The sequence below is a fragment of the Mucilaginibacter agri genome (genome assembly GCF_009928685.1).
GTDB classification, from domain to species: domain Bacteria; phylum Bacteroidota; class Bacteroidia; order Sphingobacteriales; family Sphingobacteriaceae; genus Mucilaginibacter; species Mucilaginibacter agri.
Window position 1 is genome coordinate 335215 of sequence record NZ_WWEO01000045.1, and the last position, 25270, is coordinate 360484.

Annotated in this window: 29 protein-coding genes; 10 read left to right on the forward strand and 19 right to left on the reverse strand. The window is 42.3% G+C overall.

Annotated elements, in window-relative coordinates:
* The first annotated feature begins 86 nt into the window (after window positions 1–86).
* Complete coding sequence (locus GSY63_RS21645; protein WP_166587941.1) at window positions 87–500, forward strand: organic hydroperoxide resistance protein; 414 nt, start codon at window positions 87–89, stop codon at window positions 498–500.
* A gap of 97 nt (window positions 501–597) precedes the next feature.
* Here GSY63_RS21645 and bioB read toward each other — a convergent pair whose 3' ends face one another.
* The 6 genes from bioB to ribD all read right to left on the reverse strand — a co-directional run bounded on the left by bioB (window position 598) and on the right by ribD (window position 5987).
* Window positions 598–1605, reverse strand: coding sequence for a biotin synthase BioB (bioB, locus tag GSY63_RS21650; protein ID WP_166587942.1), 1008 nt, complete (start codon window positions 1603–1605; stop codon window positions 598–600).
* 25 nt (window positions 1606–1630) lie between these two features.
* A complete protein-coding gene (mgtE, locus tag GSY63_RS21655; RefSeq protein WP_166587943.1) occupies window positions 1631–2980 on the reverse strand; it encodes a magnesium transporter in 1350 nt (449 codons plus the stop codon).
* 90 nt (window positions 2981–3070) lie between these two features.
* Window positions 3071–3349 carry a hypothetical protein gene (locus GSY63_RS21660; RefSeq protein WP_166587944.1) on the reverse strand — a complete coding sequence of 93 codons (279 nt, stop codon included), beginning with the start codon at window positions 3347–3349 and terminating at the stop codon, window positions 3071–3073.
* 103 nt (window positions 3350–3452) lie between these two features.
* Window positions 3453–4067, reverse strand: a complete 615-nt coding sequence (locus tag GSY63_RS21665; protein WP_166587945.1) for an IMPACT family protein — start codon at window positions 4065–4067, stop codon at window positions 3453–3455.
* Window positions 4068–4934 carry a DMT family transporter gene (locus GSY63_RS21670; RefSeq protein ID WP_166587946.1) on the reverse strand — a complete coding sequence of 289 codons (867 nt, stop codon included), beginning with the start codon at window positions 4932–4934 and terminating at the stop codon, window positions 4068–4070. It lies immediately after the preceding gene.
* Entirely contained in the window at window positions 4935–5987 is a 1053-nt protein-coding gene (gene ribD, locus GSY63_RS21675; RefSeq protein WP_166587947.1) for a bifunctional diaminohydroxyphosphoribosylaminopyrimidine deaminase/5-amino-6-(5-phosphoribosylamino)uracil reductase RibD, read from the reverse strand. It abuts the gene before it with no gap.
* A gap of 33 nt (window positions 5988–6020) precedes the next feature.
* Here ribD and prmC point away from each other — a divergent pair, with 33 nt between their 5' ends.
* Window positions 6021–6887: a peptide chain release factor N(5)-glutamine methyltransferase gene (prmC, locus tag GSY63_RS21680; protein ID WP_166587948.1), complete on the forward strand. Its 867-nt coding sequence runs from the start codon at window positions 6021–6023 to the stop codon at window positions 6885–6887.
* A gap of 71 nt (window positions 6888–6958) precedes the next feature.
* On the opposite strand, the gene xerD is transcribed toward prmC, so the two are convergent.
* Window positions 6959–7858 carry a site-specific tyrosine recombinase XerD gene (xerD, locus tag GSY63_RS21685; RefSeq protein WP_166587949.1) on the reverse strand — a complete coding sequence of 300 codons (900 nt, stop codon included), beginning with the start codon at window positions 7856–7858 and terminating at the stop codon, window positions 6959–6961.
* A gap of 40 nt (window positions 7859–7898) precedes the next feature.
* Here xerD and aroQ point away from each other — a divergent pair, with 40 nt between their 5' ends.
* Window positions 7899–8318, forward strand: coding sequence for a type II 3-dehydroquinate dehydratase (gene aroQ, locus GSY63_RS21690; protein ID WP_166587950.1), 420 nt, complete (start codon window positions 7899–7901; stop codon window positions 8316–8318).
* 42 nt (window positions 8319–8360) lie between these two features.
* A complete protein-coding gene (locus GSY63_RS21695) occupies window positions 8361–10961 on the forward strand; it encodes a mechanosensitive ion channel domain-containing protein (RefSeq protein WP_166587951.1) in 2601 nt (866 codons plus the stop codon).
* Here GSY63_RS21695 and GSY63_RS21700 read toward each other — a convergent pair.
* Window positions 10927–11973: a glycosyltransferase family 2 protein gene (locus GSY63_RS21700; protein WP_166587952.1), complete on the reverse strand. Its 1047-nt coding sequence runs from the start codon at window positions 11971–11973 to the stop codon at window positions 10927–10929. The genes GSY63_RS21695 and GSY63_RS21700 overlap by 35 nt on opposite strands.
* A 4-nt stretch (window positions 11974–11977) precedes the next feature.
* The gene (locus GSY63_RS21705; RefSeq protein WP_166587953.1) at window positions 11978–12856 is read right to left on the reverse strand and encodes a lysophospholipid acyltransferase family protein; all 879 of its coding nucleotides are present in this window, start codon (window positions 12854–12856) and stop codon (window positions 11978–11980) included.
* A gap of 38 nt (window positions 12857–12894) precedes the next feature.
* Between GSY63_RS21705 and GSY63_RS21710 the strand changes: the two genes are divergently transcribed.
* Together GSY63_RS21710 and corA are read left to right on the forward strand one after the other, a co-directional pair.
* Window positions 12895–13509 (forward strand): WbqC family protein, encoded by a 615-nt coding sequence (locus tag GSY63_RS21710; RefSeq protein ID WP_166587954.1) that lies wholly within the window; start codon window positions 12895–12897, stop codon window positions 13507–13509.
* Entirely contained in the window at window positions 13510–14625 is a 1116-nt protein-coding gene (gene corA / locus GSY63_RS21715) for a magnesium/cobalt transporter CorA (RefSeq protein WP_166587955.1), read from the forward strand. It abuts the gene before it with no gap.
* Window positions 14626–14884: 259 nt separating this feature from the next.
* On the opposite strand, the gene GSY63_RS21720 is transcribed toward corA, so the two are convergent.
* The 4 genes from GSY63_RS21720 to GSY63_RS21735 form a co-directional block, all read right to left on the reverse strand.
* A complete protein-coding gene (locus GSY63_RS21720; RefSeq protein WP_166587956.1) occupies window positions 14885–15124 on the reverse strand; it encodes a hypothetical protein in 240 nt (79 codons plus the stop codon).
* 66 nt (window positions 15125–15190) lie between these two features.
* Complete coding sequence (msrA, locus tag GSY63_RS21725) at window positions 15191–15847, reverse strand: peptide-methionine (S)-S-oxide reductase MsrA (protein WP_166587957.1); 657 nt, start codon at window positions 15845–15847, stop codon at window positions 15191–15193.
* A gap of 87 nt (window positions 15848–15934) precedes the next feature.
* Window positions 15935–16180, reverse strand: a complete 246-nt coding sequence (locus tag GSY63_RS21730) for a DUF3820 family protein (RefSeq protein ID WP_317168593.1) — start codon at window positions 16178–16180, stop codon at window positions 15935–15937.
* Between the two features lie 15 nt (window positions 16181–16195).
* Window positions 16196–17140 (reverse strand): MBL fold metallo-hydrolase, encoded by a 945-nt coding sequence (locus GSY63_RS21735; RefSeq protein ID WP_166587958.1) that lies wholly within the window; start codon window positions 17138–17140, stop codon window positions 16196–16198.
* Window positions 17141–17273: 133 nt separating this feature from the next.
* Between GSY63_RS21735 and GSY63_RS21740 the strand changes: the two genes are divergently transcribed.
* Entirely contained in the window at window positions 17274–17498 is a 225-nt protein-coding gene (locus GSY63_RS21740) for a hypothetical protein (protein WP_166587959.1), read from the forward strand.
* 15 nt (window positions 17499–17513) lie between these two features.
* The gene (locus GSY63_RS21745) at window positions 17514–18464 is read left to right on the forward strand and encodes an aldo/keto reductase (protein WP_166587960.1); all 951 of its coding nucleotides are present in this window, start codon (window positions 17514–17516) and stop codon (window positions 18462–18464) included.
* 80 nt (window positions 18465–18544) lie between these two features.
* Here the strand turns inward: GSY63_RS21745 and GSY63_RS21750 are convergent, their stop codons facing one another.
* Window positions 18545–19339, reverse strand: a complete 795-nt coding sequence (locus GSY63_RS21750; protein ID WP_166587961.1) for a hypothetical protein — start codon at window positions 19337–19339, stop codon at window positions 18545–18547.
* Between the two features lie 344 nt (window positions 19340–19683).
* On the opposite strand from GSY63_RS21750, the gene GSY63_RS21755 reads away from it, so the two are divergent.
* Complete coding sequence (locus tag GSY63_RS21755) at window positions 19684–20976, forward strand: PQQ-dependent sugar dehydrogenase (RefSeq protein ID WP_166587962.1); 1293 nt, start codon at window positions 19684–19686, stop codon at window positions 20974–20976.
* Complete coding sequence (locus tag GSY63_RS21760) at window positions 20976–21416, forward strand: c-type cytochrome (protein ID WP_166587963.1); 441 nt, start codon at window positions 20976–20978, stop codon at window positions 21414–21416. The genes GSY63_RS21755 and GSY63_RS21760 overlap by 1 nt, the downstream gene beginning before the upstream one ends.
* A gap of 103 nt (window positions 21417–21519) precedes the next feature.
* On the opposite strand, the gene GSY63_RS21765 is transcribed toward GSY63_RS21760, so the two are convergent.
* From GSY63_RS21765 to GSY63_RS21785, 5 genes are all read right to left on the reverse strand, one after another.
* A complete protein-coding gene (locus GSY63_RS21765; protein ID WP_166587964.1) occupies window positions 21520–22041 on the reverse strand; it encodes a tetratricopeptide repeat protein in 522 nt (173 codons plus the stop codon).
* A gap of 316 nt (window positions 22042–22357) precedes the next feature.
* Window positions 22358–22630, reverse strand: coding sequence for a hypothetical protein (locus tag GSY63_RS21770; RefSeq protein ID WP_166587965.1), 273 nt, complete (start codon window positions 22628–22630; stop codon window positions 22358–22360).
* A 43-nt stretch (window positions 22631–22673) separates the two neighbouring features.
* Entirely contained in the window at window positions 22674–23423 is a 750-nt protein-coding gene (locus GSY63_RS21775) for an ABC transporter ATP-binding protein (RefSeq protein ID WP_166587966.1), read from the reverse strand.
* Entirely contained in the window at window positions 23416–24288 is an 873-nt protein-coding gene (locus GSY63_RS21780) for an ABC transporter permease (protein ID WP_166587967.1), read from the reverse strand. Before GSY63_RS21780 ends, GSY63_RS21775 begins: the two co-directional genes overlap by 8 nt.
* Window positions 24289–25260, reverse strand: coding sequence for an ABC transporter substrate-binding protein (locus GSY63_RS21785; RefSeq protein ID WP_166587968.1), 972 nt, complete (start codon window positions 25258–25260; stop codon window positions 24289–24291).
* Window positions 25261–25270: the final 10 nt, after the last annotated feature.

Here is a 25270-nt window from a genome sequence, read left to right on the forward strand (position 1 = left end):
AAATCAAAAATACTAAAAATATTAGCAAATTAAAATTATTGCAAACTATAATCAGCACAGCAGGTTGTAAAAGAAAATATTTATAAATGGAACCAATATATACCGCTGTGGTTACAGCAAAGGGCGGCCGCGATGGCCATATTAAATCTTCTGATGGTGTGTTAGATCTCGACCTCAGAAAACCAAAAGAAATGGGCGGCGAAGGCGGCGCTTATACTAACCCGGAACAATTATTCGCCGGTGCATACGGTGCCTGTTATTTAGGCGCCTTGGGATCGGTTGCCAAAAAGCACGATATCGACGTAAGTGAAGCTACCGTGGATGTTCACATCATTTTTAACAAAGACGACAATGCGTTTGCGCTGTCAGGAGAATTGCATGTGAAAATTCCTGGCATTAGCGTAGAAGAAGCTCAGACGTTGGCTAATAAAGCTCACGTAGTTTGCCCTTATTCTAAAGCTACAAGAGGAAGCATGGATGTGAAGGTAATAGCGGAGTAGAGAAGCAAGAATCGAGACAAATTTTCTCATTCCATTAACAAGCAAAAAGAAAGGCCCGATCAACGACCAGGCCTTTCTTTTTGCTATTTAGTAAATATTATAAACTTACTTCTTCTTTAACTTCTTCTACCCTATTTGGTCTGCCGTTTTTGAAGGCTTTGCGTGGGGTTAAACCTAACAGCTCAAACATGGCCATATCTGTATCGAAAGATGGATTTGGCGTAGTTAATAATTTCTCACCTGCAAAAATGGAATTGGCGCCGGCCATAAAGCACAGTGCTTGTTCTACAGTGCTCATTTCTGTACGACCCGCAGATAAACGAACAACTGTTTTCGGCATTACAATACGTGCAGTTGCTATCATACGCACCATATCCCAAACAGAAACACGCGGCTGATCTGCCAGTGGTGTTCCCTCTACAGGTACCAGGGCGTTAATTGGTACAGATTCCGGGTGCTTAGGCATGCTCGATAATGTTTTCAGCATCGAAATACGATCTTCTACTGTTTCGCCTAAACCAATGATACCACCGCTGCAAACGCTAATTTTAGCTTTACGCACGTGGTCTAAGGTTTGTAAGCGCTCATCGTAAGTACGGGTAGTGATAATACGTTTGTAATCATCTTCAGACGTGTCTAAATTGTGATTATAAGCATATAAGCCTGCATCCGCCAAACGTTGTGCCTGGCTTTCGGTTAACATCCCCAGGGTACAGCAAACTTCCATACCCAGGCCGTTAACGGCAGTTACCATTTCCAATACTTTATCAAAGTCGCGGTTGTCGCGCACTTCGCGCCATGCCGCGCCCATGCAAAGGCGTGATGCGCCACCAGCTTTGGCTTTTTCGGCAGCAGCAATAACTTCTTCTTTAGGCAATATAGCGTGTACGTTTACTCCGGTATTATAACGCGCTGCTTGTGGGCAATAAGCGCAATCTTCGGGGCAGCCGCCTGTTTTTACAGAGATCAGCGAGCTAATCTGCACTTCGGCGTAGTCTTTATTTTCGCGGTGAACAGTTGCTGCGCGATAAATCAGATCCAGCAATGGGGTATGATATATTTCAGCAATTTCTTCCTTGGTCCAGTTGTATCTTACTTCAGTCATAGCGTCAAATAATATGGGTCCAAATTTATAATAAAAGTGCGGATGCTAGCCATAAAGGCAGCAAAAAGCCTATACAATCCGTAAACGTTGTAATAATAATGGATGATGCCACGGCAGGATCAATCCCTAATCGCTTTAGCAACAAGGGTATAGTAGCCCCGGTAAGGCCGGCAACAATAAGATTGCCTGTCATAGCTAAAAAGAGTACGAGGCCCAGCATGGGATTGCCGTCGTAGAGTAAAGCTACTATAAATACAATAACGCCATTTGAAGCGCCGTTAAGCATGCCTACCAAAAACTCTTTTAATACAGTATTATAAGCTTGTTGATCCGTAAGGTCGCTTAGCGAAATACGCCTAACGGTAACAGCGAGAGCTTGCGTAGCAGCGTTACCACCCATACCGGCAATAATAGTCATGTAGGCTGCAATGATGGGCAACTTGGCTTCCAGTCCGGCAAAATGCCTGATTACCGATGCTGCTAAAAATGCAGTGCCCAGGTTAATCACCAACCAGGGTAAACGGCTTTTAACCGCATCCTGCCATCCCCCGCTCAGCTCTTCATCTTCAGATACCCCCGAGATCTTTAATATGTCCTCGGTGCTTTCTTCCTCCATTACGTCGATGATATCATCTACCGTAATGCGGCCCAGCAAACGCAAATTATCATCCACAACCGGGATGCTCGTCAGGTTATATTGAGATATTAACCGGGCAACCTCTTCCTGGTCAACATCGGCTTTTACATAAACGTAGTCGGCTTTTAATATATCGCTTACCAGCACATTAGAGCGCGATTTGATAATGTCTTTCAAGGATACAATGCCCTGCAGCACGTCGGCATCATTAACGGCGTAAATGGTATAAAATTCCTCCATCTCTTCCGATTGCCTAATCACCTCTTCCAGTGCAACCACTTTATTAAGCTTCACATTGAGTTTAATAACGTCGGTGTTCATCAAACCACCCGCCGTGTCTTCCTCGTAGTTTAGCAGCGCACGGATGTTTGTAGCATCCTCCTGATCGATATGTTCTAATACCTGTTCCTGCTCATGTTCCTCGAGTTGGGAGATAATGTCCGTAGCGTCATCATAGTCCAGCTCTTCGATAATCTCCGAACGTTTCTCGGGGTGCAGGTTAAAAAGAATCTGCTCGGGGTGGTTCTCTTCATCCATTTCGGAGATAACCTCCGAACCCACATCTGATGGCAGGATGTTGATAATCCTTTCGTGCTCCTCGGGTGAAAGTCGTTCAAACAGGATTGCAATCTCAGAAGCATGGTACTCCTGCAGAACCCTCTGAAGCTCAGCGTCATCGCCTTCGAGGGCGGTTTTGAGCTTTAAAAGGTCTGATTTATTGATTTCAAAAGATTGCATACCCGCCCAAAATAAGCATTATAAGGGGTATATTCAACAAAAAAGCCCCAATTTCTTGGAGCATTTTGAGCATATTTCTTTCAAAAAGATTTATTTAACTTTTTGCAGTTTGTAAGAAGTATTATCGTCGTGAATCACCATTTCTTCGGGATTGATAGATTCGATCATGATCTTTTTCTCTCCCTCCTCATCGTAATCGTGGATCAACAGATACAAATGATCGTCGTTTTTGATCATGCGGAATGGAGAAATAATAGTACGCGCCAAACGCGCGCCTCCGTAGTAAGTGATCTTTAAAAGATGTTTAACGAAGTCGAATTCGAATCGTTTTTCATCCTCCATGTAGGTTCCAATTGGTAGCGTACTCATAGCAGGTCAAAAGGTTTAAATACATTTCAACCTTAAGTTAACAAAAAAATGTTTGCTATGTTTTAAAAGGTTCTCTTAAATATTAAAAAAATTTTTGTGACGATCAGCTACTGTGCAGATAGGTTAACTTAACTCCATTCAATCTGCGTAATTTTTGCTCGGCCTGATCAACGTGTGTTTTTCTTATGCTGAATTTTAACATGCAGGTGGTATCAAACTGCGTTTCCAAAACATCAAGATTTTGGTCTTTAACTACCTTCATTACATCGTTCATTTGCAGGTAGTCAAAATCAACCCGATAAACATCATTAAAGGTTCGTTCTATCACCTTTGCGTTTGTCAAAGCTTCTTCCGTAGCTATTTTATACGCGCTGATTAAGCCTGGGATGCCCAATAGTGTTCCGCCGAAGTATCGCACCACTACCACCATAATGTTTGTAAGGCGCTTAGATAAAAGCGTATTGAGAATCGGACGGCCTGCAGAGCCTGCAGGTTCACCATCATCGTTAAACCGTTGCGCCGATTGGTCATATCCCAGCCTCACCGCCCAACAATGGTGATTTGCCTGCGGATGCAAAGCCTTTAATTTAGCCACGATGGGTTTTATTTCGGTTTCGCTTTTTATGGGATAAGCAAAACTCAGAAATTTGCTCCCACTCACGCGATGGATACCTTCTGTCGGCTCCTCAATGGTTAAATAAGTATCGTCGAATAACATTTAGTGCGTTTGCGCGTAGGCAATAATTATAACGGCAGTAATGGCCAGTATAATACCGACGCGGTTAAGACTGCTTGTTTTTTCTTTAAATAAAAAGGTGCCAGCCATTGTTCCGACTGCAATAACACCAATGTTCATGGCCGAAAATACGACCGACGGACTTTTAGCCATCGCTTTATGGGCCAATAGGTAAAACAAAATATTACCAAAGTTAGCTACGCCCAACATCCAGCCGAAACCGATATATCGCCACAAGAATTTAGTTTTTTTAGTGGCTACCATGTAAATAAGCCCGATAATAGACAGTACGAAAGCAATAACATAAATGGCAAATAAAGAAGTAGCAAAAGAAACATCTTTTACCAATGCCAATTGCCTAAACATTACATCTATAACCCCGAAGCCTAAAAATACCACTATTGGATATAGCCATGATGCCGTAGTAAATGTATTACGGCGTTGGGTTTTAGGTTTCATGAGCAGCAAAATAATAGCCACCAGGCCTACCGCAATGCCAATTAATTTATAGGTGGTAAGTTGCTCATTAAAAAGAAAAAATGCAGCCAATAAGGGAATAACCAGTGACAACCGCTGCGCCGTATCGGTACGTACAATGCCTGTAAATCTTACCGAAGCTGCAATAACCACAAACAGCGACGGAAGCAGAATACCTAATATGGTATAGTTATAAACCGGCGCGGCTGATAAGCTGCCCAGTTGCGGCTTTAGAAATATTAAAGTTAAAATAATAGCTATCGAATAATTCCAGGTGATGGCCTGAAAAACATCGATACTATAGCGTCTGGCTAATTTTAGCATGATAGAAACTGCCACACTGCAGCAAACGCTCAAAAAGATGTAGATCATTTATATGTTTTTCTGGTATATAATTTCTAAGATATCATCCCCCACTTTATAATGCTCGGGTATAGTGCCGAGAACGGTTGGTGATGGAATACCTTCATTTAAAACAGAATTTCCGGTAAATACGCGTGCTTCATCCCACAAACCAGCTTCAATAAAGCTGTTTAACGTATGCGCCCCGCCCTCTATAATTACCGACTGGATATCCTGCAGGTATAATTGGTATAAAATATAATGCGGTACAAAACGGTCAAAGTCTTCAAGAGCAATGTATTTGATATTGCCTTCAACGTCCGTTTTTACCTCATTAAAGATAAGCGTTTCAACGCTCTGGTCAAAAATATTTAATTGGTGATCGAGTTCAAGCCTGCGATCTATTACCACCCGTTTAGGTGCTTTGCCTTCCCAATAACGTAAATTAAGCTGAGGATTATCGGCCACAACCGTATTCTTGCCAACTAGCACTGCATCTTCGTCGGCGCGCCATTGGTGTACCAAACGGCGCGATTCGGGGCCAGTAATCCAAAACTGGCTGCCATCGTCGGGCGAAAAGAAGCCATCCGTAGTTTTAGCCCATTTTAAAATAATATATGGGCGTTGATGTTTTACGTGGGTAAAAAAGCGTTTGTTTAAGTCGCGGCACTCAGTTTCCAGCACACCTGTAATTACATTAACACCAGCCTCCTGTAGTTTTTCGATGCCTTTACCGTTAACCTGGTCAAAGGGATCTCGGCAGCCAACTACCACTTCGGGGATGCCGTGTCTGATAATCAAATCTGCACATGGTGGTGTTTTGCCGTAGTGTGCACATGGTTCTAGCGAAACGTAAATGGTAGATTCTTTAAGCATTGCTTCAGCATCCGATTGGTTAGCTAGTACCATGTTCACAGCATTAACTTCGGCGTGCGGATTGCCATATTGCTGGTGATACCCCTCGCCAATAATTTTGTCCCGATGAACAATTACAGCGCCAACCATAGGGTTCGGGCTCACATACCCGGCTCCCAAACGGGCCAGTTCAATACAGCGTTGCATGTATTTTTTGTGTTCATACATCGTACAAATTTAGCTTTTATGTTTATTTGTTGAATGAAAACTGTAGCCGACGTACTGAATACTTTTAAACATGGCCTTAACGCTGTTTACGACAGTCTTGAAGTTGACGCCATAACCATGCTGGTATTAAGCGAATTAACCGGTTACAGCAAGGCCAAACTCAAGGCTTTCCCCGAGACTGAACTAACCGGGGAACAACAGGAACGGCTAACCTCAATGTTGAACCAATTGCAAACCGGCCAGCCAGTACAATATATTTTAGGCTATACGGAGTTCTATGGCTTAAGATTCGAAGTAAATTCAAACGTGCTTATCCCTCGCCCGGAGACGGAGGAGTTGGTAAACTGGGTTATTGAAAGTGCACCCATTCCTGCCGTAAACATCCTGGATATTGGCACAGGTAGCGGCTGCATTGCTATCACACTAAAGCATGAATTAAAGCAGGCAAAAGTTTCTGCTATAGATATTTCTAAAGGTGCATTGGAAGTTGCAAAGCGAAATGCAGATAGCAATCACACACCGGTTAATTTTATTCATGCCGACATATTGAACTATGAAGCCATTAATATGGATAACCGATTGGATATCATAGTAAGTAACCCTCCTTACGTTACCGAAACCGACAAGCGCCAGATGCACACCAACGTAACGGACTTTGAGCCTCACAGTGCCCTATTTGTTCCGGAGGAAGATCCACTATTGTTTTATATAGCCATAGCCGATTTTGCGATTAAAAATCTGAAACCTGGTGGCCTGTTATTTTTCGAAATCAATGAATCTTATGGTAAAGAAACAGTTGAGATGTTATTAAATAAGTCATTTAAAAACATAGAGTTAAGAAAAGACATGAGTGGTAGAGATAGGATGATTAGGTGTAGTTACCAGGTTAATTGTTATTAAGTTACTGAGGGCCGTGCTATAAAATGCGAAGCATGATTAACTTAGTAACTCAACAACTTAATAACTAATTCTCAGCTCCTTGGATGATACTGGATAATCGTACTTTTCAGATAATCCCTATCTAAATGCGTATAGATTTCTGTAGTGGTAATACTCTCGTGACCCAGCATTTCTTGCACAGCGCGAAGATCGGCACCTCCTTCAACCAGGTGAGTTGCAAATGAGTGGCGAAACGTGTGGGGACTGATCTTTTTCTTTAGGCCGATTACTTCTGCTAAATCCTTAATCAGCATAAAAATATAAACCCGGCTTAAACGAGTACCGCGACGGTTAAGAAAAACCAAGTCCTCCTCTCCTTTCTTGATGAGGATGTGCACACGAACCTCATCCAACCAGATCTTTAAAGCCTTTGTAGCCGAACCACCGATGGGAACCAGTCGTTCTTTGCTGCCTTTGCCAACTACTTTAATAAATTCTATATCGAGGTAGAGGTTAGAGATGCGGAGCTCGGTAAGTTCGGACACGCGGAGGCCGCAGCTATACAATACTTCTAAAATTGCTTTGTTACGTGCGCCGTCGGGTTTGGAGAGATCGATAGCATTAATCAGGTTATCAATATCCAACATGCTTAGCGTATCGGGTAGCTTACGGCGTGTTTTGGGCGATTCGAGCAGTTCTGATGGATCGATTTTGATTTCGTCTTCCATCAGCAGGTATTTGTAGAAAGCTTTGATGCCTGATAAAATTCTTGCCTGCGATGTTGGTAGCATTCCTAACTCGCTTAACCAGGTTAAAAAACGGCGAAGATCGGCTAAAGAAATTGCAATTGGTTTAATTATAACTTCCTGCGATTCAGAAAACTGTTTTAGTTTATCTATATCTCTACTGTAAGCTTGTATAGAGTTAGCCGACATCGATTTTTCTAACTTCAGATAACTTTTAAATCCTTTTATTGCCTGCTGCCACTCCACCTGATTTTAGTTTTCCCGATTTATAGTTAAGTTTGGATTGATGAAGATACAAATTATTAACGGCCCAAATTTAAACCTGCTTGGCGTAAGGGAAAAATCTATTTACGGAGATAGCAGTTTCGATACATATTTAGAGCAATTGCGCCACCAATATACTGATGTTATCATTGAGTATTTCCAAAGCAATAAGGAAGGCGAACTGATTGATAAACTACACGAAATTGGCTTTAGCTATGATGGTGTTATCTTAAATGCAGGCGCTTATACCCATACTTCTATTGCCATTGCCGATGCCATTGCGGCCATTAATACACCTGTAATTGAGGTGCATATTTCTAACGTACACAAACGCGAAGCTTTTAGGCACCACTCCATGCTGGCGGCAAGTTGCGTGGGTGTTATAGCTGGTTTCGGCCTTAATTCATACCGGTTAGCACTCGAACATTATTTAACCCGATAAATATTTCGGCATCCGTAAAACGGAACCTTACCAATTGTGTTAATGAAACCTATGCAAAAGTTTTTGAAGTATCTATTTGTTCTGGTGTTTACCGGTTCGCTGGTCTTTTGCTTTTCAGATGGCTATAGCCAACTGCGCCGAAAAAAACGGACACAGAGCGATTCGCTGCGCACAAGTATCCTGCGCCGGGATTCGATGATGCGCACCCTGAAACATTCGGATACCTCGTTAAATATGCTTCTGCAAAAGGTGGAGTATTACAATAACTCATTTACCGAAATCAGTGTAAGCCTTTCGCACGGATTTGATACCGTGGATATCAGCAACGGTTTACCCAGCTATCAAAAACGGGTTACCATAGTAAAAAATCTCATAGATAAGGATAAATCGAATACCTTACGTTATCTCTACGCTATCCGTGATATTTTAACCCGATCGGAAGACCAGTTGGATGAATGGCAGGATCGGCTTGCAGATATAAATAGCAAGCTGGTGCAAATGCGTAGTGACTTAAATGAGATAAAGAAGGATACTACGTTTAGCACAGTTCCGGCTGATACAAGTTTGCAGGAAACTGCCAATCAGCCTATTAAAGCAGTACTTTCTAAACATCGTCAGCTAGATTCGCTTAATAAGGTTAATCTGCTGAAAATTGGCTTGCTGCAAAATCGGGTTGCTGATATTTATATATCCATTCTTGATCAAAAAGACCGTCTGAATACCAAAATACGCAGTTTTGGTGAACTGGCGTTTTCTTCGGAAAGTAATGTCATTTGGGACATGAAGTCTACGCCTGGGACATCCTTTAACTCGGCGTTGGACGACACCGTGAACATGAACTACAAGCTGTTGAAATTTATGATCAGCCGCGAAACAGTGGTTCACTTCATTGGTTTTTTTATCCTCGTCCTATTCTTCCTGTGGATTTATACCAACCGTCGCAAAATTTTAAATACCCGTACCACTCCAGATAAAATACTGGCACAAACCAATTACGTGGCTCAATACCCCATATTGTCGGCCATTATTGTCTGCATGGTTATTCAGCCTTATTTTTATGATCATCCGCCGGCTGTATTTTTAGAGGGCTTGTTCCTTATCGCTTCTACCTGTGTGTTGATATTGGTCAAAAGAACCTATCATCCGGTTCTGTATAAATTTCTGCGCACTATTTTCTTCATTTCGCTTATTTACGCTGTAAGTAACCTGTTTGTAGAAATTTCTAACGTCGATCGGGTAATTGTACTATTGGTATCAGGCGCCGCTGCGGTTATCGGTTATCGTTTTTTACGGGCCAACAAAGATGCAGAAGGCTATCCACCTTACTGGCGACTGGTTTTAAAGATATTTATCGGGCTGCAGGCTGTTTCTTTTGTGTTTAATATAAGCGGCCGCTTTACGCTGGCTAAGATAATGGCCGTTACCGGCAACCTTAATTTGTGGTTGGGTTTTACGTTTTATCTCTTCGTTCAGATATTAATGGAAAGCTTGTTTTTACAACTGGAGGCCAATAAAAGTGACACGGGCATCAGCTCGTTCCTTGATTTTAAATTGCTGCAAAGTAAGTTCAGAAGCGTACTTAACAAAATTGCAGCCATTATGTGGGCGGTAATGCTGGCGCAAAACCTGGGTATAGAAGACAACATTTGGGATTGGGTGACAGATTTTATGCAAAAATCTCATAGCCTGGGCGGCACGCAATTTACCTTCGGGGGCATTATTGTTTTTGTGGTGGTAATCTGGCTATCATCAATTACAGCAAAGGTTATTAATTACTTTTATGATTTTGCCGGTCAGCATAAAGGCACCCAGCCGCAAAAGCGTAAAAGCAGAACCTCGATGCTGCTTATCCGCATCAGTATATTCGCCGTCGGTTTCTTTATAGCCGTGGCGGCCTCCGGTGTGCCGATGGACAAGATCACCATTATTATTAGCGCCTTTGGTGTGGGTATTGGTTTTGGCTTGCAAAACATAGTAAACAACCTGGTATCGGGTTTAATACTGGCGTTTGAAAAACCTGTTGAAATTGGCGACGTTATCGAGGTATCGGGCAAATCGGGTACAATTAAAGAGATTGGCATACGATCCAGCAGGCTATTAACCGGCGATGGTGCTGAGGTTATAATTCCCAATGGTGATCTGATATCGCAGCACGTAATCAACTGGACGTTGAGCAACAGTAATCGGCGGGTTGAACTGATCATTGGCGTGGCTTACGGCTCTGACGTGGAAAAGGTAAAAGAAATATTGAGAGATTTGCTCGCCAATCGCGATGATATAATGACCGACCCCACCCCGGTGGTATTACTTCATAATTTAAACGCGAGTTCTGTTGATTTCAGAATGCTGTTTTGGGCATCCGACATAGCCATATGGCAAGAACTAAAAAGCCGCATTTTGGCAGAAGTATATAGCACATTTGCCGCCGAGGGCATTTCCTTACCTTTCCCACAACAGGATGTACACCTTTATTGGGACAAGGATTCGGAATTACCCCTACCTCACCACAAAATAGAACCACAAACTCCTCCAAGTGATGAGCCTGCGCTTGCTGCCAACAAAGCAGAAGCTAAGGAAAGTAACTTAAGAGAAAGCGAGGATAGAACGACTAGCGATAAAACTGCTGAGGATCCAGATCAGTAAAGTGTTTCTTTTTATTGAGAAAGAACTCCCTTACTATACTCAGCTTAAACATACCAGTTAAATTAGCCTGCCCTTTAATGGCGGGCTTGGTTTTGGTACGCTTATCTGATGGAGAAAATAGCTTACGAACAAAATTTTGGTGCGCACGACTAATAGCCCAGGCGTCCTTGCGTTTGCCCTCATTCATAAAACGGAAGATAGCCAGCAGATCCATCCCGAAACGAATACTAATTATCGGCAACGATTTGTATACCGGCATATTCTTCTTCAACAGCAGCAAATTATTGCGGAAATTGAGGTACGTTTTAAACGGGTTCTCTTTATCCAGTGTGCCGCCGCCAACGTGGTAAACTTCAGATTCGGCGCAATACATAACCTTATAGCCCATATTTTTTAAACGCCAGCAAAGATCTATCTCTTCCATGTGGGCAAAAAACTGCTCGTCGAAACCGCCCGACATATCCCAATACTTTTTACGTATAAATAAGGCCGCGCCTGATGCCCAGAAGATCTCGCCCGACTGATTGTACTGGCCCTTATCCTCTTCCACATCGTAAAATATTCGGCCACGGCAAAAAGGGTAACCAAAATGGTCTATAAAACCTCCGGCAGCGCCGGCATGCTCAAAGTGGGTCTTCTCTGCGTATGATTTGATCTTTGGCGCTGCAGCTGCAATTTTCTCATCGGTTTCCATCAACTCAATTACCGGTTCAATCCATCCCGGGCCAACTTCAATATCAGAGTTTAGCAGGATATAGTAATCAGCTTCAACTTGTTGTAAAACGCGATTATATCCCCCTGTGAAGCCATAGTTCGCATCGTTTTCAATAATAGTAACGGTTGGGAACTGTGCTTTCAAAAAAGCAACCGAGCCGTCTGACGATGCATTATCGCCCACCACAATTTCGAGATTGGTGTATGTCGATTGCATTACGCCTGGTAAAAACAAGCTCAAATATTTTAGCCCGTTCCAGTTTAATATTACTACAGCTACTTTAGGTTTAATCTCCATTAATTCAGTTTCCTTCGGGCTTAAATTTCCATCTCCTGTGCGACCATAACCAGTAAGCCGGTTCTTCTTTGATCACTTTTTCAAGATACTGTACGTGCGCCTGGGTTATTTCGTATTGTTTAGTCTGTTTCGGTTCTTCAACCAAGGGCACAAATGTACACTCATAATATCCTCTTTTTACACGTCTGATATCGGCAAATACCACAACCGAATTAAAAAGAGTTGCTATTTTCTCAATACCTAAAAATACAGCCGTGGGCTGATTTAAAAACGGTGTAAAGTAATGTGCTTCTTCCCGCACTGGTGTCTGATCTGATGCAAATACACTAAGTGATAGTTCGCTTTTAAGCTCCGCCATTTTACGTAGGGTGCTTTTCATGGGTATCAACGTTGCACCGAATTTCTCGCGCATACGCTTAAACAGCTGGTCGGATGTTTTATTATTCAGTGGCTTATAAATAATTACCCGACGATGGTGCGTCATGGTGCCGGTGCGCAAAGCCCCCCACTCCCAGTTACCATAATGGCCAACAACAGCAATAATGCTGCGGTTCTGCGCAAAATAACCGTTAATCACCTCGAGGTTGGTTAAGTACATGCGCTTTTCCATTTCAGTTTTAGAAATGGTAATAGATTTTATCGTTTCAACAAACAGGTCGGCCAGGTAATGGTAGTATTTCTTTTCTATGGCATGTAGTTCCTCAGCATTTTTTTCGGGGAAGGAGTTTTTAAGATTTTGTTGCACCACGCCTCTGCGATAGCCTGTTACGTAATACATAATCACGTACAAAAAGTCGGCGATGAGATACAGCAACCAAAATGGCAGTAATGATATGAGGTACAAAAAGAAGACCGCTAAACTTGTAAGCCCTTTTTTTATCATTAATTTCGAAAAAAATTTAAGCTACAAACATAAAAGATATGATTGAAAAAGGTGCGTTGCTGCCCATGTTTTATCTGCCGCCGGTTGAATATTTTACACAATTAAACAAATATAAACCCGATGTATGGATAGAGCGCGATGAGCATTTTCCAAAGCAAACATACCGTAACCGGGCCAACATTTACTCGCCCGATGGCCAGCTGGCGCTTGTAGTGCCGGTGGTAAAAGGTTCTAAAGTGCATACCCCCACAAAGGATGTGAAAATAAGTTACGATTTTAACTGGCAGCGAATGCATTGGATGAGCTTGCAGGCTTGCTACCGCCGTTCTGCCTATTTTGAATACTATGAGGCTGATTTTGCTCCCTTCTACGAGCAGAAAACAACGCATTTGTTCGACTATAATCAACAGCTTTTAGAGTTATTACTGCGTTTACTAAAGATAAAAACCACACTTAATTACACCAATGAGTACCAAGCACGATACCCCGAAAGTGTGGTTGACCTGCGCCATGCCATGAGTGCTAAAAAAGATGTTACAATTGAACAAAAGCCGTACTTTCAGGTTTTTGAAGAGCGTAATGGTTTTTTAAAGAACCTGAGTATTGTAGACCTGTTGTTTAACCAGGGCCCGCAAGCAGTAAATTACTTATAGATGAGCAAAAGATCGCGTTTTAAGCATAAGCGTATGGGCCAGGTGGGCGATGCCCCGGGCATGATACGAATCCCCGACGATGCCCTGAAACCCAAAATCAGCGTATTTTCTTACAATGCCGATGAGGTGGTAACATCTTCAGGCAATGATATTGGCGTGATTATAGACCAATTTAATAAGTGTAAGTGCCATACCCACTGGATAAAAGTTAACGGCCTTGGCGATGCGGTGCTGATTGAAAAAATGGGCGAACTGCTCAAAATTAATGTACTGGTGCTTGAGGATATCACCAATACGCATCAGCGGCCAAAATTTGACGAATACGAAGACTATTTTTTTGCCACCAGCCGGATGATAGAGATCTCGCAGTCTGGCGATGAGATGCTGAATACGCAGTTTTCGGCCATTGTTAAAGACGATCTAATAATCAGCTTCCAGGAAAATTACGAAGATTGCTTTGAGGCGGTAATAAACAGGCTTAAACTGGCAAAGGGTGTAATACGTACGGCCGGGCCTGCATATATGTGCTACGCACTGATGGACACGATTATTGATACCTATTTTGTGGTACTGGCAGACATCGGCGAATCATTAGACACCCTGGAAGATCGCTTGTATGACAAAGCGGATAAAAGCATTATGTATGATAGTCAGCACATGAAGCGTGAATTGATTATGATGCGTAAGGTTAGCTGGCCGGAGCGGGATAAGATAAACGATATGATCCGCAGCGATAGCCCCTTGTTAACACACGAGGTGAAAACTTACCTGCGCGATGCATACGACCATTGTATACATATTATGGACGTTATTGACAGCTATAAGGAGATTACCACAAGCATTACAGATCTGTATCTTTCGATGGTAAGTAACCGGATGAATGAGATTATGAAGGTGCTAACCATTATCTCGGTAATATTTATTCCCCTAACATTTATCGCGGGCATCTACGGAATGAACTTTGCCCGGCAGGATGATAAAGGACATATTATACCCGATAATATGCCAGAGCTTTACATGCACCATGCCTACCCAGTTACCATTGTAAGCATGTTGCTTATAGCAGGTACGCTAATATTTATTTTCTGGCGCAAAGGGTGGTTTAGCAGGTTATAAAAAACGAATTAAATCGCAGAGTTTTGCCACCAAAAATACTTATAAGTCATAAAAAGTGGAACTCTGTTTATTTTTAATCGATAAGAATATACTTTTTAACTAATTAATTATCAGTATAATATCGCATTTACTTAAAGTGAAAATGACTTTTAGGTAGGAACACAGTGGTGCGTGTGGAACTTTGCACCACTGCACCACTTTTTACATAAAAAAAGCCACCCGTTAAGGCAGCTCTTCTTGTTAAGGTTTTATAGAAAATTTAATCCTTTTTCTTTTCAGGGATATCGTCGTCTAAATTCAGTGTGAACGACGATTCGGCGGCGTCATAAGCTCGCTGTAAAGCCTGTACGTCGGCCTGCTCATCAACGGGTTCTACATCGTTTCCGTTGCCCGACAGGTCGCTTTCCAGTGTTTGGGCGTTTTCTTGTTCGTTACTCGAGTTTCTTGGGTTATCGTTGTCCTCATTATTTAAGGCAATTTCGTTTTCTGGGATGCTCATAGTCGTATTTTTTTAGATGTTGTTTGTGTACAACTAAGTTAAACAATCATTGTTTCAATAACCACATTATTTCTGAAACTCAGGTTTTAAATATGCATGCATGGCTTCGCGCATTTTCAAAACCTTAGGCAATGATACCGACTCGATATACTGGCTATCGCCATGCTTTCTAAAATATCCCTGGTGATAGATTTCGGCAGGGTAAAATACCTTAAAAGGTACTACCTGAGTTACAATTTTATTGCTGTAGTGATGGCCGTCGTTTACTTGTTTAATTACGTCCTCCAAAGTACTTTTTTCTTCAGGGGTTCGGTAGAAGGCGATGGAACGGTAGTCGGTGCCTTCATCCGGCCCCTGGCGGTTTAACGTGGTGGGGTCATGGGCATAAAAAAAAGCATGTGCCAGGGTCGTATAGCTAATTTCCTGCGGATCATAATAAACCTGTACTACCTCGGCATGGCCGGTTGTACGGGTGCAAACGTCTTCATATGTCGGGTTTTTAGTGCTGCCCCCGGCATAACCGGCAATAACCTTGTCTACACCTTTCAATTCCAAAAAAGCTTCACTGGATGCCCAAAAGCAACCTCCGCCAAAAGTGGCTACAGCCTGCCCGGCAGCCGGAGGCGGTACTTTTGCAAATTGATTTTCGCTTGCCGAAGTTTGCGCGTTAGCACAACTGTATAGCATCACAATGGCGGCTATATAGAACACAAAATTTTTCATGTCGATCAATTGGTTTTATAATATAAACGTAGTTAAAACTACGCTGGTTTAGCCGTTTTGTAAGCACAATGCCATTAAGCAAAACGTTTAGCGTGGTTGTGGTGGTAACCTTTTTTTTAACTCATACAATATACTCATCATTCCGTTGATCTTGATCTCGTGTATTGTCGAAAGCATCATGCCCAGTTTTCCCGGCGGCATGCCATTGCGGTACATCCACTCCAGGTACGATACCGGCAGATCGGCTATAATGGTGCCTTTATATTTACCGAAAGGCATGCGGGTTTGTAATACGCCAAGTAATATCGAGTAGTCGGGTGTTGCTGGTTCCACCCGGTAAATATACTGCTATGATACCGATTTGTGTATTTGCCGGGCAATTATAAATCCGGCTACGAGTCCTGTAATTATAGTTGCTGCCACGAATTTTCGGTTAGTTTTAAAAGGTGGCACATATAAAACTCCTGTTTCGTCTGAAATTACCGGTTGTTCGCTGTACCGGCCATTTTTTGGGACGGCCACATCGTCGAAATTTTCAACCAGTTCATTTAGGGCGGCTTGCAATTCGCGACCACGCATTACCGGACCATGTCCGGTGCCTGCAATTCGCGGTTCCAGTGCCGCTAACCGGGTGACAGACTCTTTAGCAGATTCCCAATCTGTGGTGGCATACATAGGCGGGCCGGATAGTTTCTTAATATTACCCAAAGCATATACGGGCGACTCAGCCTTAGTTGTTACAAATGCATCACCCACAATTAAAGTAGTATTCAGCGGGAAAAATAAAGAGATATGTCCTGGCGAATGTCCCGGTGTATATATAATCTTCCATTCAGGTAATTCGGGCACGCCTGTCGCCATATCAATAACCCTAACGCGGTTGCCCAATTTTAAGGGCTTCCTGCTGAACAATACTGAAAAAAAACTAATAGCCCCGCCTCCTACTGTTGGATCTGGTGGTGGATATGATGATTTGCCGGTGAGGTAAGGTAACTCATATTCGTGAGCGTAAACGGGTACATCCCAGTGCTTCAATAAAGTTTTAAGTGAACCAACGTGATCTGTATGTCCATGCGTGAGAATAATTGCCGTTGGGCGCGTTCCTACTCCGAAAAGCGCTTCGGCCATGGCTATAATTTTATGAGCTGAACCTTTAGGGCCGGTATCGATAAGCACCCACCCTTTTTTAACGCCACGGCGGTTGGCTATCATGTATATATTGACGAAGGTTAGTTTCATTCCCCAGACACCCTGGGCTACCTGAAAATAATTGGCATTGGTTTTCTTAATCATCTCAGAAAATAAGTTTACTGATATTTTCAACAATACGATAGTTGTATAGTTTTAATGTAAGACTTGAAAATACTCCAGTTAAAATATTAAACACAATGCCTTAATTTGCTGTTACACTACCAACAAAAATATTATGGAACAAGAATTTGATGTTGTACTTACCGGTTCTGACGGACCTGTTGAAGGCATTGCAAAAAGACTAGCTCACAGCGCTTACGACGAAGCATACGAGTTTATTTCTGTGGACGAAACTATTCACCTGCTGATAGCTAAAGAGCACGGCCAATGGATCCGCGTGGCGGGTACCGATCCTTATTTCAGCGGCTGGGCCGATGAGCTTGCCGAACAGGTAAAATAAACTATCACACTATTTATGGAGAAACGTGAGTTAGGCAAGTCGGGCATCAAAGTGGTGCCGTTTTGCTTTGGAGGAAATGTATTCGGCTGGACCATAGAGGAGCCAACTTCTTTTCAACTTTTAGATGCCTTTACCGATGCTGGCCTCGATTTTATTGATACTGCCGATGTATATTCTTATTGGGCGCATAATGGTGTAGGCGGGCAATCTGAAACCATTATTGGTAACTGGCTTAAAAAGAGTGGTAAGCGTAGTGATGTTATCATCGCTACTAAGGTCGGCAAGCCCATGGGAGATAATAAGAAAGGCTTATCTGCCAAATATATTAGCCAGGCTGTTGAAGATTCGTTGAAACGCTTGCAAACCGACTACATCGACCTATACCAATCGCATGATGACGATCAGAATACTCCTCTTGAAGAAACGCTTGAAGCTTATGATAAATTGATTAAAGCCGGGAAGGTACGCGCTATCGGCGCGTCTAACTATAGTGCTGGGCGTTTAAAGCAAGCTCTAAAGGTAAGTAAGGATAACGGGTTTGCTGCTTATCAAACCCTGCAACCTGAATATAATTTATATGATCGCCAAGGTTACGAAAAAGAGTTAGAGCCAGTTTGTTTGGAGAATAGCCTTGGGGTAATTACCTATTATTCGTTAGCAAGCGGATTTTTAACCGGCAAGTATCGCTCGAATGAGGATTTTAACAAGAGTAAACGCGGGGGCGGTATGCAGAAATACCTGAACGATCGTGGTGTTAAAATTTTGAATGCGCTGGATCGCGTTGCAAAAGAGTACGAGGCTACACCTGCCGCTGTATCATTATCATGGCTGATAGCCCGCCCAAGTGTTACGGCGCCTATTGCTAGTGCAACCAGTGTTGAACAATTGAGTCAACTGGCTAAGGCTGTAGAACTGGATCTTGATAAAGAAGCGATAGACTTGTTGGATGAGGCCAGCGCATATTAAATCGCGAACGATATTAAAAATAAAAGGCCACCTTATAACATCGGTGGCCTTTCGCGTTTATATGATAGTTGGGGAGTTGCTTAGAATCTGCTCGGACGGGTAACTCCAATTTTAGTTGCAGCAAAACGTTCATCGTTTCTGTTACCACCTCTATCCTGCCCTCCGTTTTGATTTGGCTGACCTTGTGGTTGGCCACCATAGTTGCCACGGCCCTGGCCTTGTTGACCACCATTTTGATTGTTGTTAGCTGGTTGTCCGTAGTTACCGCGGCCTTGCTGACCATTGTTTTGGTACTGACCGCCGTTATTGTTTTGTGGTTGACCATAGTTGCCACGATTAGGGGCATTATATTGTCCGCCACGGTTGTTGCCGTTCCAGCCTCTGTTATCGTTACGGTTGTTATCGAAACCTCCTCGGTTATCGAATCCACCACGATCGCGGTCGAAACCTCCCCTGTTAGCATATTGATTATTATCAAAGCCACCTCTTGGCTGATCGAAGCCGCCAAAACGGTTGCGGTATTCATCGTGGTGCATGTAAGGGCGTGGTGCGCGCACTTCGTAGTGACGGGCAGTCCTCCAGTCGAAATCATGGTAGCGACCAGGTAAATATGCCGCAGATACCCAACGTGCGCCGTCGTTGTAATAGTAGCAATGTTGCGGTACGCTATAGTAAGCTTCTACATCCGGCAGGTAATAATAATCATCCGCGTTATCGTAGTAATCGGTTTGCACAACTCTAACGGGCGCTGGCGCAACAACGCGGGTTGCAACCGGACCAAAGTTTAAACTAACGTGTAATCCTATTTGTGCATTGGCAGTTTTAACAGTTAATAAACCCGCACCTGCTGCTAATAATATTGCTAACTTTTTCATGTTAAGTAGTTTTAAAGTGTTATTGAGATTGCTTGGAGTTGTATTGTTTCTTTCTCTCCCGAGCCTCTCATCTTGTTTCGATTTGCATATAGGACTACTGCAATACCAGCAAGGTTTAATACCAATTATCACAAATATTACAAGTGCTATTTTAAATGAAATTTAATTTCATTTATCTTGAACAAAAAAAAATTTAATTTTAAAAAACTATCTAATTTATTTACTTATTAAAATTTTATTATTGAAAATATTTCATAACGTTCATGAGATTGTTACTAATCTTTATCAATCATATTTCTATAATTAAGGGATATTGACGTATTTTGAGTACAAACATCAACTTTATGAAAAATAAGTTTTTAATAACCTCCTTATTATCTACAGTCGCTGTCGCAGCTTTGCTGTCTTTTACCTGTGTAGATAAAATGCAAGTAGAGACTAATCACGCGGACAACGCCGGACTTAAATTACCCGCTGGATTTAAGGCAAATGTGATTGCTGAGAATTTAGGCACAGCCCGGCACATTACTGTGACTCCCGAAGGAGATATCTATGTTAAGATCAACTACAACGCACGCCGTAACAAAGATGCTAAAGGTATAGTTGTACTGCATGACAATGGCAACGGCCCTGCAACTGTTAAAACCAGTTTCGGAACATTTCCAGGCACTGGTATTTATGTTAAAAATGGGTACTTGTATGCATCGTCGGATGTTGACGTATTCCGTTATAAATTGAACGACAAGAATGAAGTTATCGACCCTAATAAACCTGAGCGTATTGTAACAGGCCTGATAAGCCGTCACGAACATGAGGCAAAGGCTATTTTGTTGGACAATGCTGGTAACCTTTATGTAAACATTGGCGCTTACTCTAACTCCTGCCAGGAGAAAGACCGTCAGAAAGGCTCAATGGGACAAAAAGGTTGCCCTATATTAGATTCGGCCGGTGGTATCTGGCAGTTTAAAGCTGATAAGCCGGATCAACACTATGGCGATGGTGTGCGTTATGCCACTGGCCTGCGTAATGTTGTTGGTATGGACTGGAATACAGAGCTGAACCAACTGTTTGTAATGCAACATGGCCGCGACCAGCTGCATGATATTTTCCCTGATATGTTTACTGTACAGCAGTCAGCTTTATTACCGGCTGAGTGTATGTACGCTATTAAAAAAGGCGATAACGCAGGTTGGCCTTATATGTACTATGATCAGCAACAACATAAAAAAATCTTAGCACCCGAATATGGTGGCGATGGTAAAAAAGCTGGCGGTGAAAATGCCATCGATCCGGCAGCGGCATACCCTGGTCACTTGGCACCGAATGGTTTGTTGTTTTATACCGGTAACCAGTTTCCTGCTAAGTATAAAAATGGTGCATTTATTGCCTTCCATGGTTCATGGAACCGTGCACCAGAACCACAGGCTGGCTATTTTGTGGTGTTTCAACCATTTAAAGACGGGAAGCCTTTTGGCGATTGGGAAGTATTTGCCGATGGCTTTGCCGGTACTCCGGAAAACGTTGCATCTGGCCGTGCTGACCACCGCCCTTGCGGATTAGCCCAGGCACCGGATGGTTCTATCTACGTAACTGACGATTCAAAAGGATGCATCTACAAAATATCTTATCAAAAATAATGACCATTTTAAGAGTATTTGCGCTAACTGCTTTTTGTATTGCAGCAATAAGCAGTTATGCGCAGCATAAAACAACCAAAACTGCAGTAAAGCCAAAGGCTACGCTTTCAGCCTCGATAGCGGCTGGCCAAAAAGTATATTCACAGTATTGTATATCCTGCCATCAGGCTGATGGCGGTGGCGTACAACACATGAACCCGCCGTTGATTAAGACAACTTATGTTTTAGGCGATAAAGGCAGGATTATCAAAATTGTATTGAACGGCTTTAGCGAAGATGTGGACATTAACGGCGAAAGCTACTCTAATACAATGCCATCCTTCGATAACCTGAAAGACCAGGAGATTGCTGATGTACTGACTTACGTGCGTAACAGTTTTACCAACAAGGCAAGCGCTGTTAAGGTTAGCGAAGTTACCGCACTGAGAAAGAAGAAATAGGCATTTTGTTTTCTGAGGTCAGATGTCCGATTTTAGATTCTATTAAAACAAGAAAGGCTTTCCAAATGGAAAGCCTTTCTTGTTTGCTACAATGCTGATTCTATTAATCAACAACCGTATAATTATAACCCTGAGATTTTCTGGCCTTTTGGCTTACGCGTTTAAGGCTTTCTTCAATCTCTTCCTTAAGCGCTTTATCTGTAACTTCTAAAAATGCATTACGATAGTGTGCGGTAGCAGTTGTCCAGTCCCTATGTCGCTCAGCAATCAGCCCTGATAACAGGTAAATTGAAGCTAAATTAACCCCAGGTACGGTAACAGCTTTGGCCTTAACCGCCTCAAAGTTTTTCTCCATCTGTAAAAACTGCAACAAGTGCATGTAATGGAAATATAAATCAGGGAAGTTTGGTTCCAGTTCGTTTGCTGTTTTAAAGTGAAAACCGGCGGTTTGATAATCGTTCAAATCGTAATAGTGAATTTTACCCAATTGAAAGTGCGCGCGCGCATGTAACGGATCATTGCTAATGATCTCGTTTAGTAATTGCAAACTTTTAGGGGTTTCTCCGTATTTCAGTTCTTCAACAGCCAGAAGATATTTTTCTTCTAAGGTGTAATAAGTGTCCATTGTAATATAAAATCATTTAGAACGGTCTGCCATGATCAGATCGATCTTTAATTAAATTAAAATAAATTGATAAGTGAAAAGTATCCCTGCGTGGGATTAATGATGCTATGTAAATAGCTACACATTACCGGGCATACCGCAAATGGGATGCTGATTGATAATGATAAATTGGAGTTTTCTGTACAACATATTATTAAAGCTTATGCAAGATAGGCAATTAAACCCTAGCTTCAAAGCATGTTGCTAAAAGATGATACTATGCATACAAAGCAAAATGCCTGTATGCATAGCAGTTAGAGGTGATTGAGAGAATATTTTAAGCTGATAAACGGGCAGATTGTTGTTCGCTTATTGGGAGATTAACGTTTATGCCCTCGATTACATAATTGAGCTTTAGCTCACGCTCTGACACAATTACGCAAAAGTCTTCAAACCTTACGCCCTCTTCAAAAGGATAAAGGGTATAACCCCGTTTATTTGCATCGTAAGCGCCAAGTTCAAATATCTCGTCGTAGTTTTTGCCTTTTATTTTTGCGCCCTCTACCAATTGGTACGCGTCGCTTATTTCTTTAAAATTAATGTTTTTCATAGTAATTGCTGTATTACAATTACTTTGCCACTAATTAAATTTTTTAACTAAACCATTCAAATAAATGGTTTTGCTGCATAGCTTCCTTTTGTGCAGTGCTTAAATCACGGATTATCTGCCCCTCTCCCATTTGTATCAGTCGGTTGCCATAGGTGTAGGCATCTTTTAAATTATGCGTAATTAAGATTGCAGTGAGGTTAAATTCTTTGATGAGCTTATCAGCAGTTTGCATCACAATGTTAGCCGACCGTGGGTCGAGCGCAGCGGTTGGCTCATCAAGTAAAAGTATTTTACAACTGTCCATAACGCTCATTAGCAAGGTTAAAGCCTGTCTTTGGCCCCCGGATAAAGTACCCATTTGCTGGTTAACTTTGTCTTCCAATCCTAATTCAAGGGTGGCAATTTTGTCTTTTACCTGTTTTATAAACTGGTCGCTGATGCCAATTTTAAGCCCTTTAGGTTGCGTCCTGATTGCTGCTAAACGGAAGTTATCGATAATGCTTAAGCCCGAAGCGGTACCGCTTAAGGGGTTCTGAAAAACGCGCGCCAGCCATTTGCTTCGCTGGTGGTCGGGTAGTTTAGTAATATCTTCGTTATCTAAGATAATGCTGCCCGCCGTTGGCATTACACTGCCCGCAATAGTGTTCAACAATGTAGACTTACCCGAACCGTTAGATCCTACGATAACCACAAATTCATTAATGTCGACCTTAAGATTAATTCCGTTCAGCGCTTTTACCTCGCTAACTTGTCCTTTGTTATAGATTTTATATACATCCCTTATCTCAATCATTTTGCCTCCGGAATGATAAACGTGGTAAACTAACTATTAACAATACAAACACAGCGGTAATTAACTTCAACAGATTAGCATCTACGCCAATGCTAAGCGTTATGGCTAATACCATTTGAAATACAATTGCACCACCTACAACCAATGCTAAACTCCAGATTATAGAGGTGATTTTAAGCCAGTTGATCAGTGTCTCCGCAATGATTACGGAGCCCAAGCCTGTTATTACAATGCCTATGCCCATATTAATATCTGCAAAGCCCTGAAACTGGGTCATCATAAAGCCGCTTAGAGCAGTTAGTGCATTCGCCAAAGCCAGACCGGTAATTTTCATCCGATCGGTGTTTACACCCATTGCACGAATCATTTGCTCGCTGTCACCAGTGGCACGCATGGCAATACCGAAATCCGTTTTAAGTAAATAGCCGATAATGGTTACCAACAATATCACAATTACAACCAGTATGATAAGGCTATTTTGGTTCGAATCGCCGGTGATATTAATAAGATTGAATATAGATGGCGTGTTTAACAGCGGCACGTTAGAGCGGCCCAGTATTGTAAGGTTGATGGAGTATAGAGCCGTCATTACTAATATCCCCGCTAATAGCGCATTGATCTTAAGCTTGGTATGAATTAATCCCGTCAAAGCACCTGCAATGCCACCGACTATAAATACCGCAAGCGTAGTAATCCACAGTGATTGCTGATGAGTAAGCATTGCAGCTGTAACCACGCCGCCTAAGGTATAGCTCCCGTCGGTAGTTATATCTGGGATATTAAAGATCTTCATGGATAAGTATACCCCGAGTGCAATGGCCGAAAGGCATAAACCCTGCAATAAAGCGGTGAGGTAGAAATCCATTTACTTAACAGCCTGAAAATTTGACGGGATAGTTAAATGATATTTTTGGGCAACCACCGGGTTGTAAACACGTTTGCGGATCTTCACCATCTCAGGTTTCAAGCCCTCGGTCGAATGCGTTTTTAAATATTGTGCAGCTTGTAAACCGGCCTGATATCCCCATTGATAAATATCAGCACCGAAAGCGGCCACCGCTCCACGTTGCACTAAACCTGCTTCGCTAGTGAAAATAGGCACATTTTTTTCGTTGCAGCTTTTCAATATGGTTTCAAACGAAGCAAATACCGTATTATCCGGGTTTGCAAAAAAGGCATCTATATTTTTGCTTAATAATGATTGCGTAACCAATTGCGCATCAGCAGATGAATTAAGCGGTAAAGCAACAATGGTAATGTTCATGCCGTCGGCCAATGATTTAATTCGGGCTAACGCATCTGCCGATTGTGGTTCTGATTGATTATAGATCATTCCGACTACCAGTTTCCCGGATTTGGGCTTTAAAATTTTAGGAATTAGGGCAAATGAAGTATCTATATATTGAAGGTCTTCTACCGCACCAAATAAATTAGCAGGGGCTTTGCCATCGGCACCGATTAAGTGAGCACGTTCGAGCGTTGGCGAAACCATCATAAACACCGGGATCGTCTTTGTTTTTTGTGAAGCAGTTACAGAAGATAACGTAGTACAAGTAGCCAATAGATCGACCTTATTGCTTACAAATTGATTGACAATCTGCGTTAAAGTCGGGATACTTCCCTGCGCATTTCTGTATTCTATCACAACTGTTTTTTTGTCCTCGCTAAAGCCGTTTTGTTTTAGCGCGTCGGTAAAGCCAACACGAGCCTGAGATATAGTAGCATCTTCAAAAGCATCAACAAAACCTACTACCGGAACGCCCTTTGGATGGTTTTGCTGACACGATACAAGGCCGAAAATTAATAACAATGCGGCTAACCTAACCATGTTTTTCATGCGTCTAAAA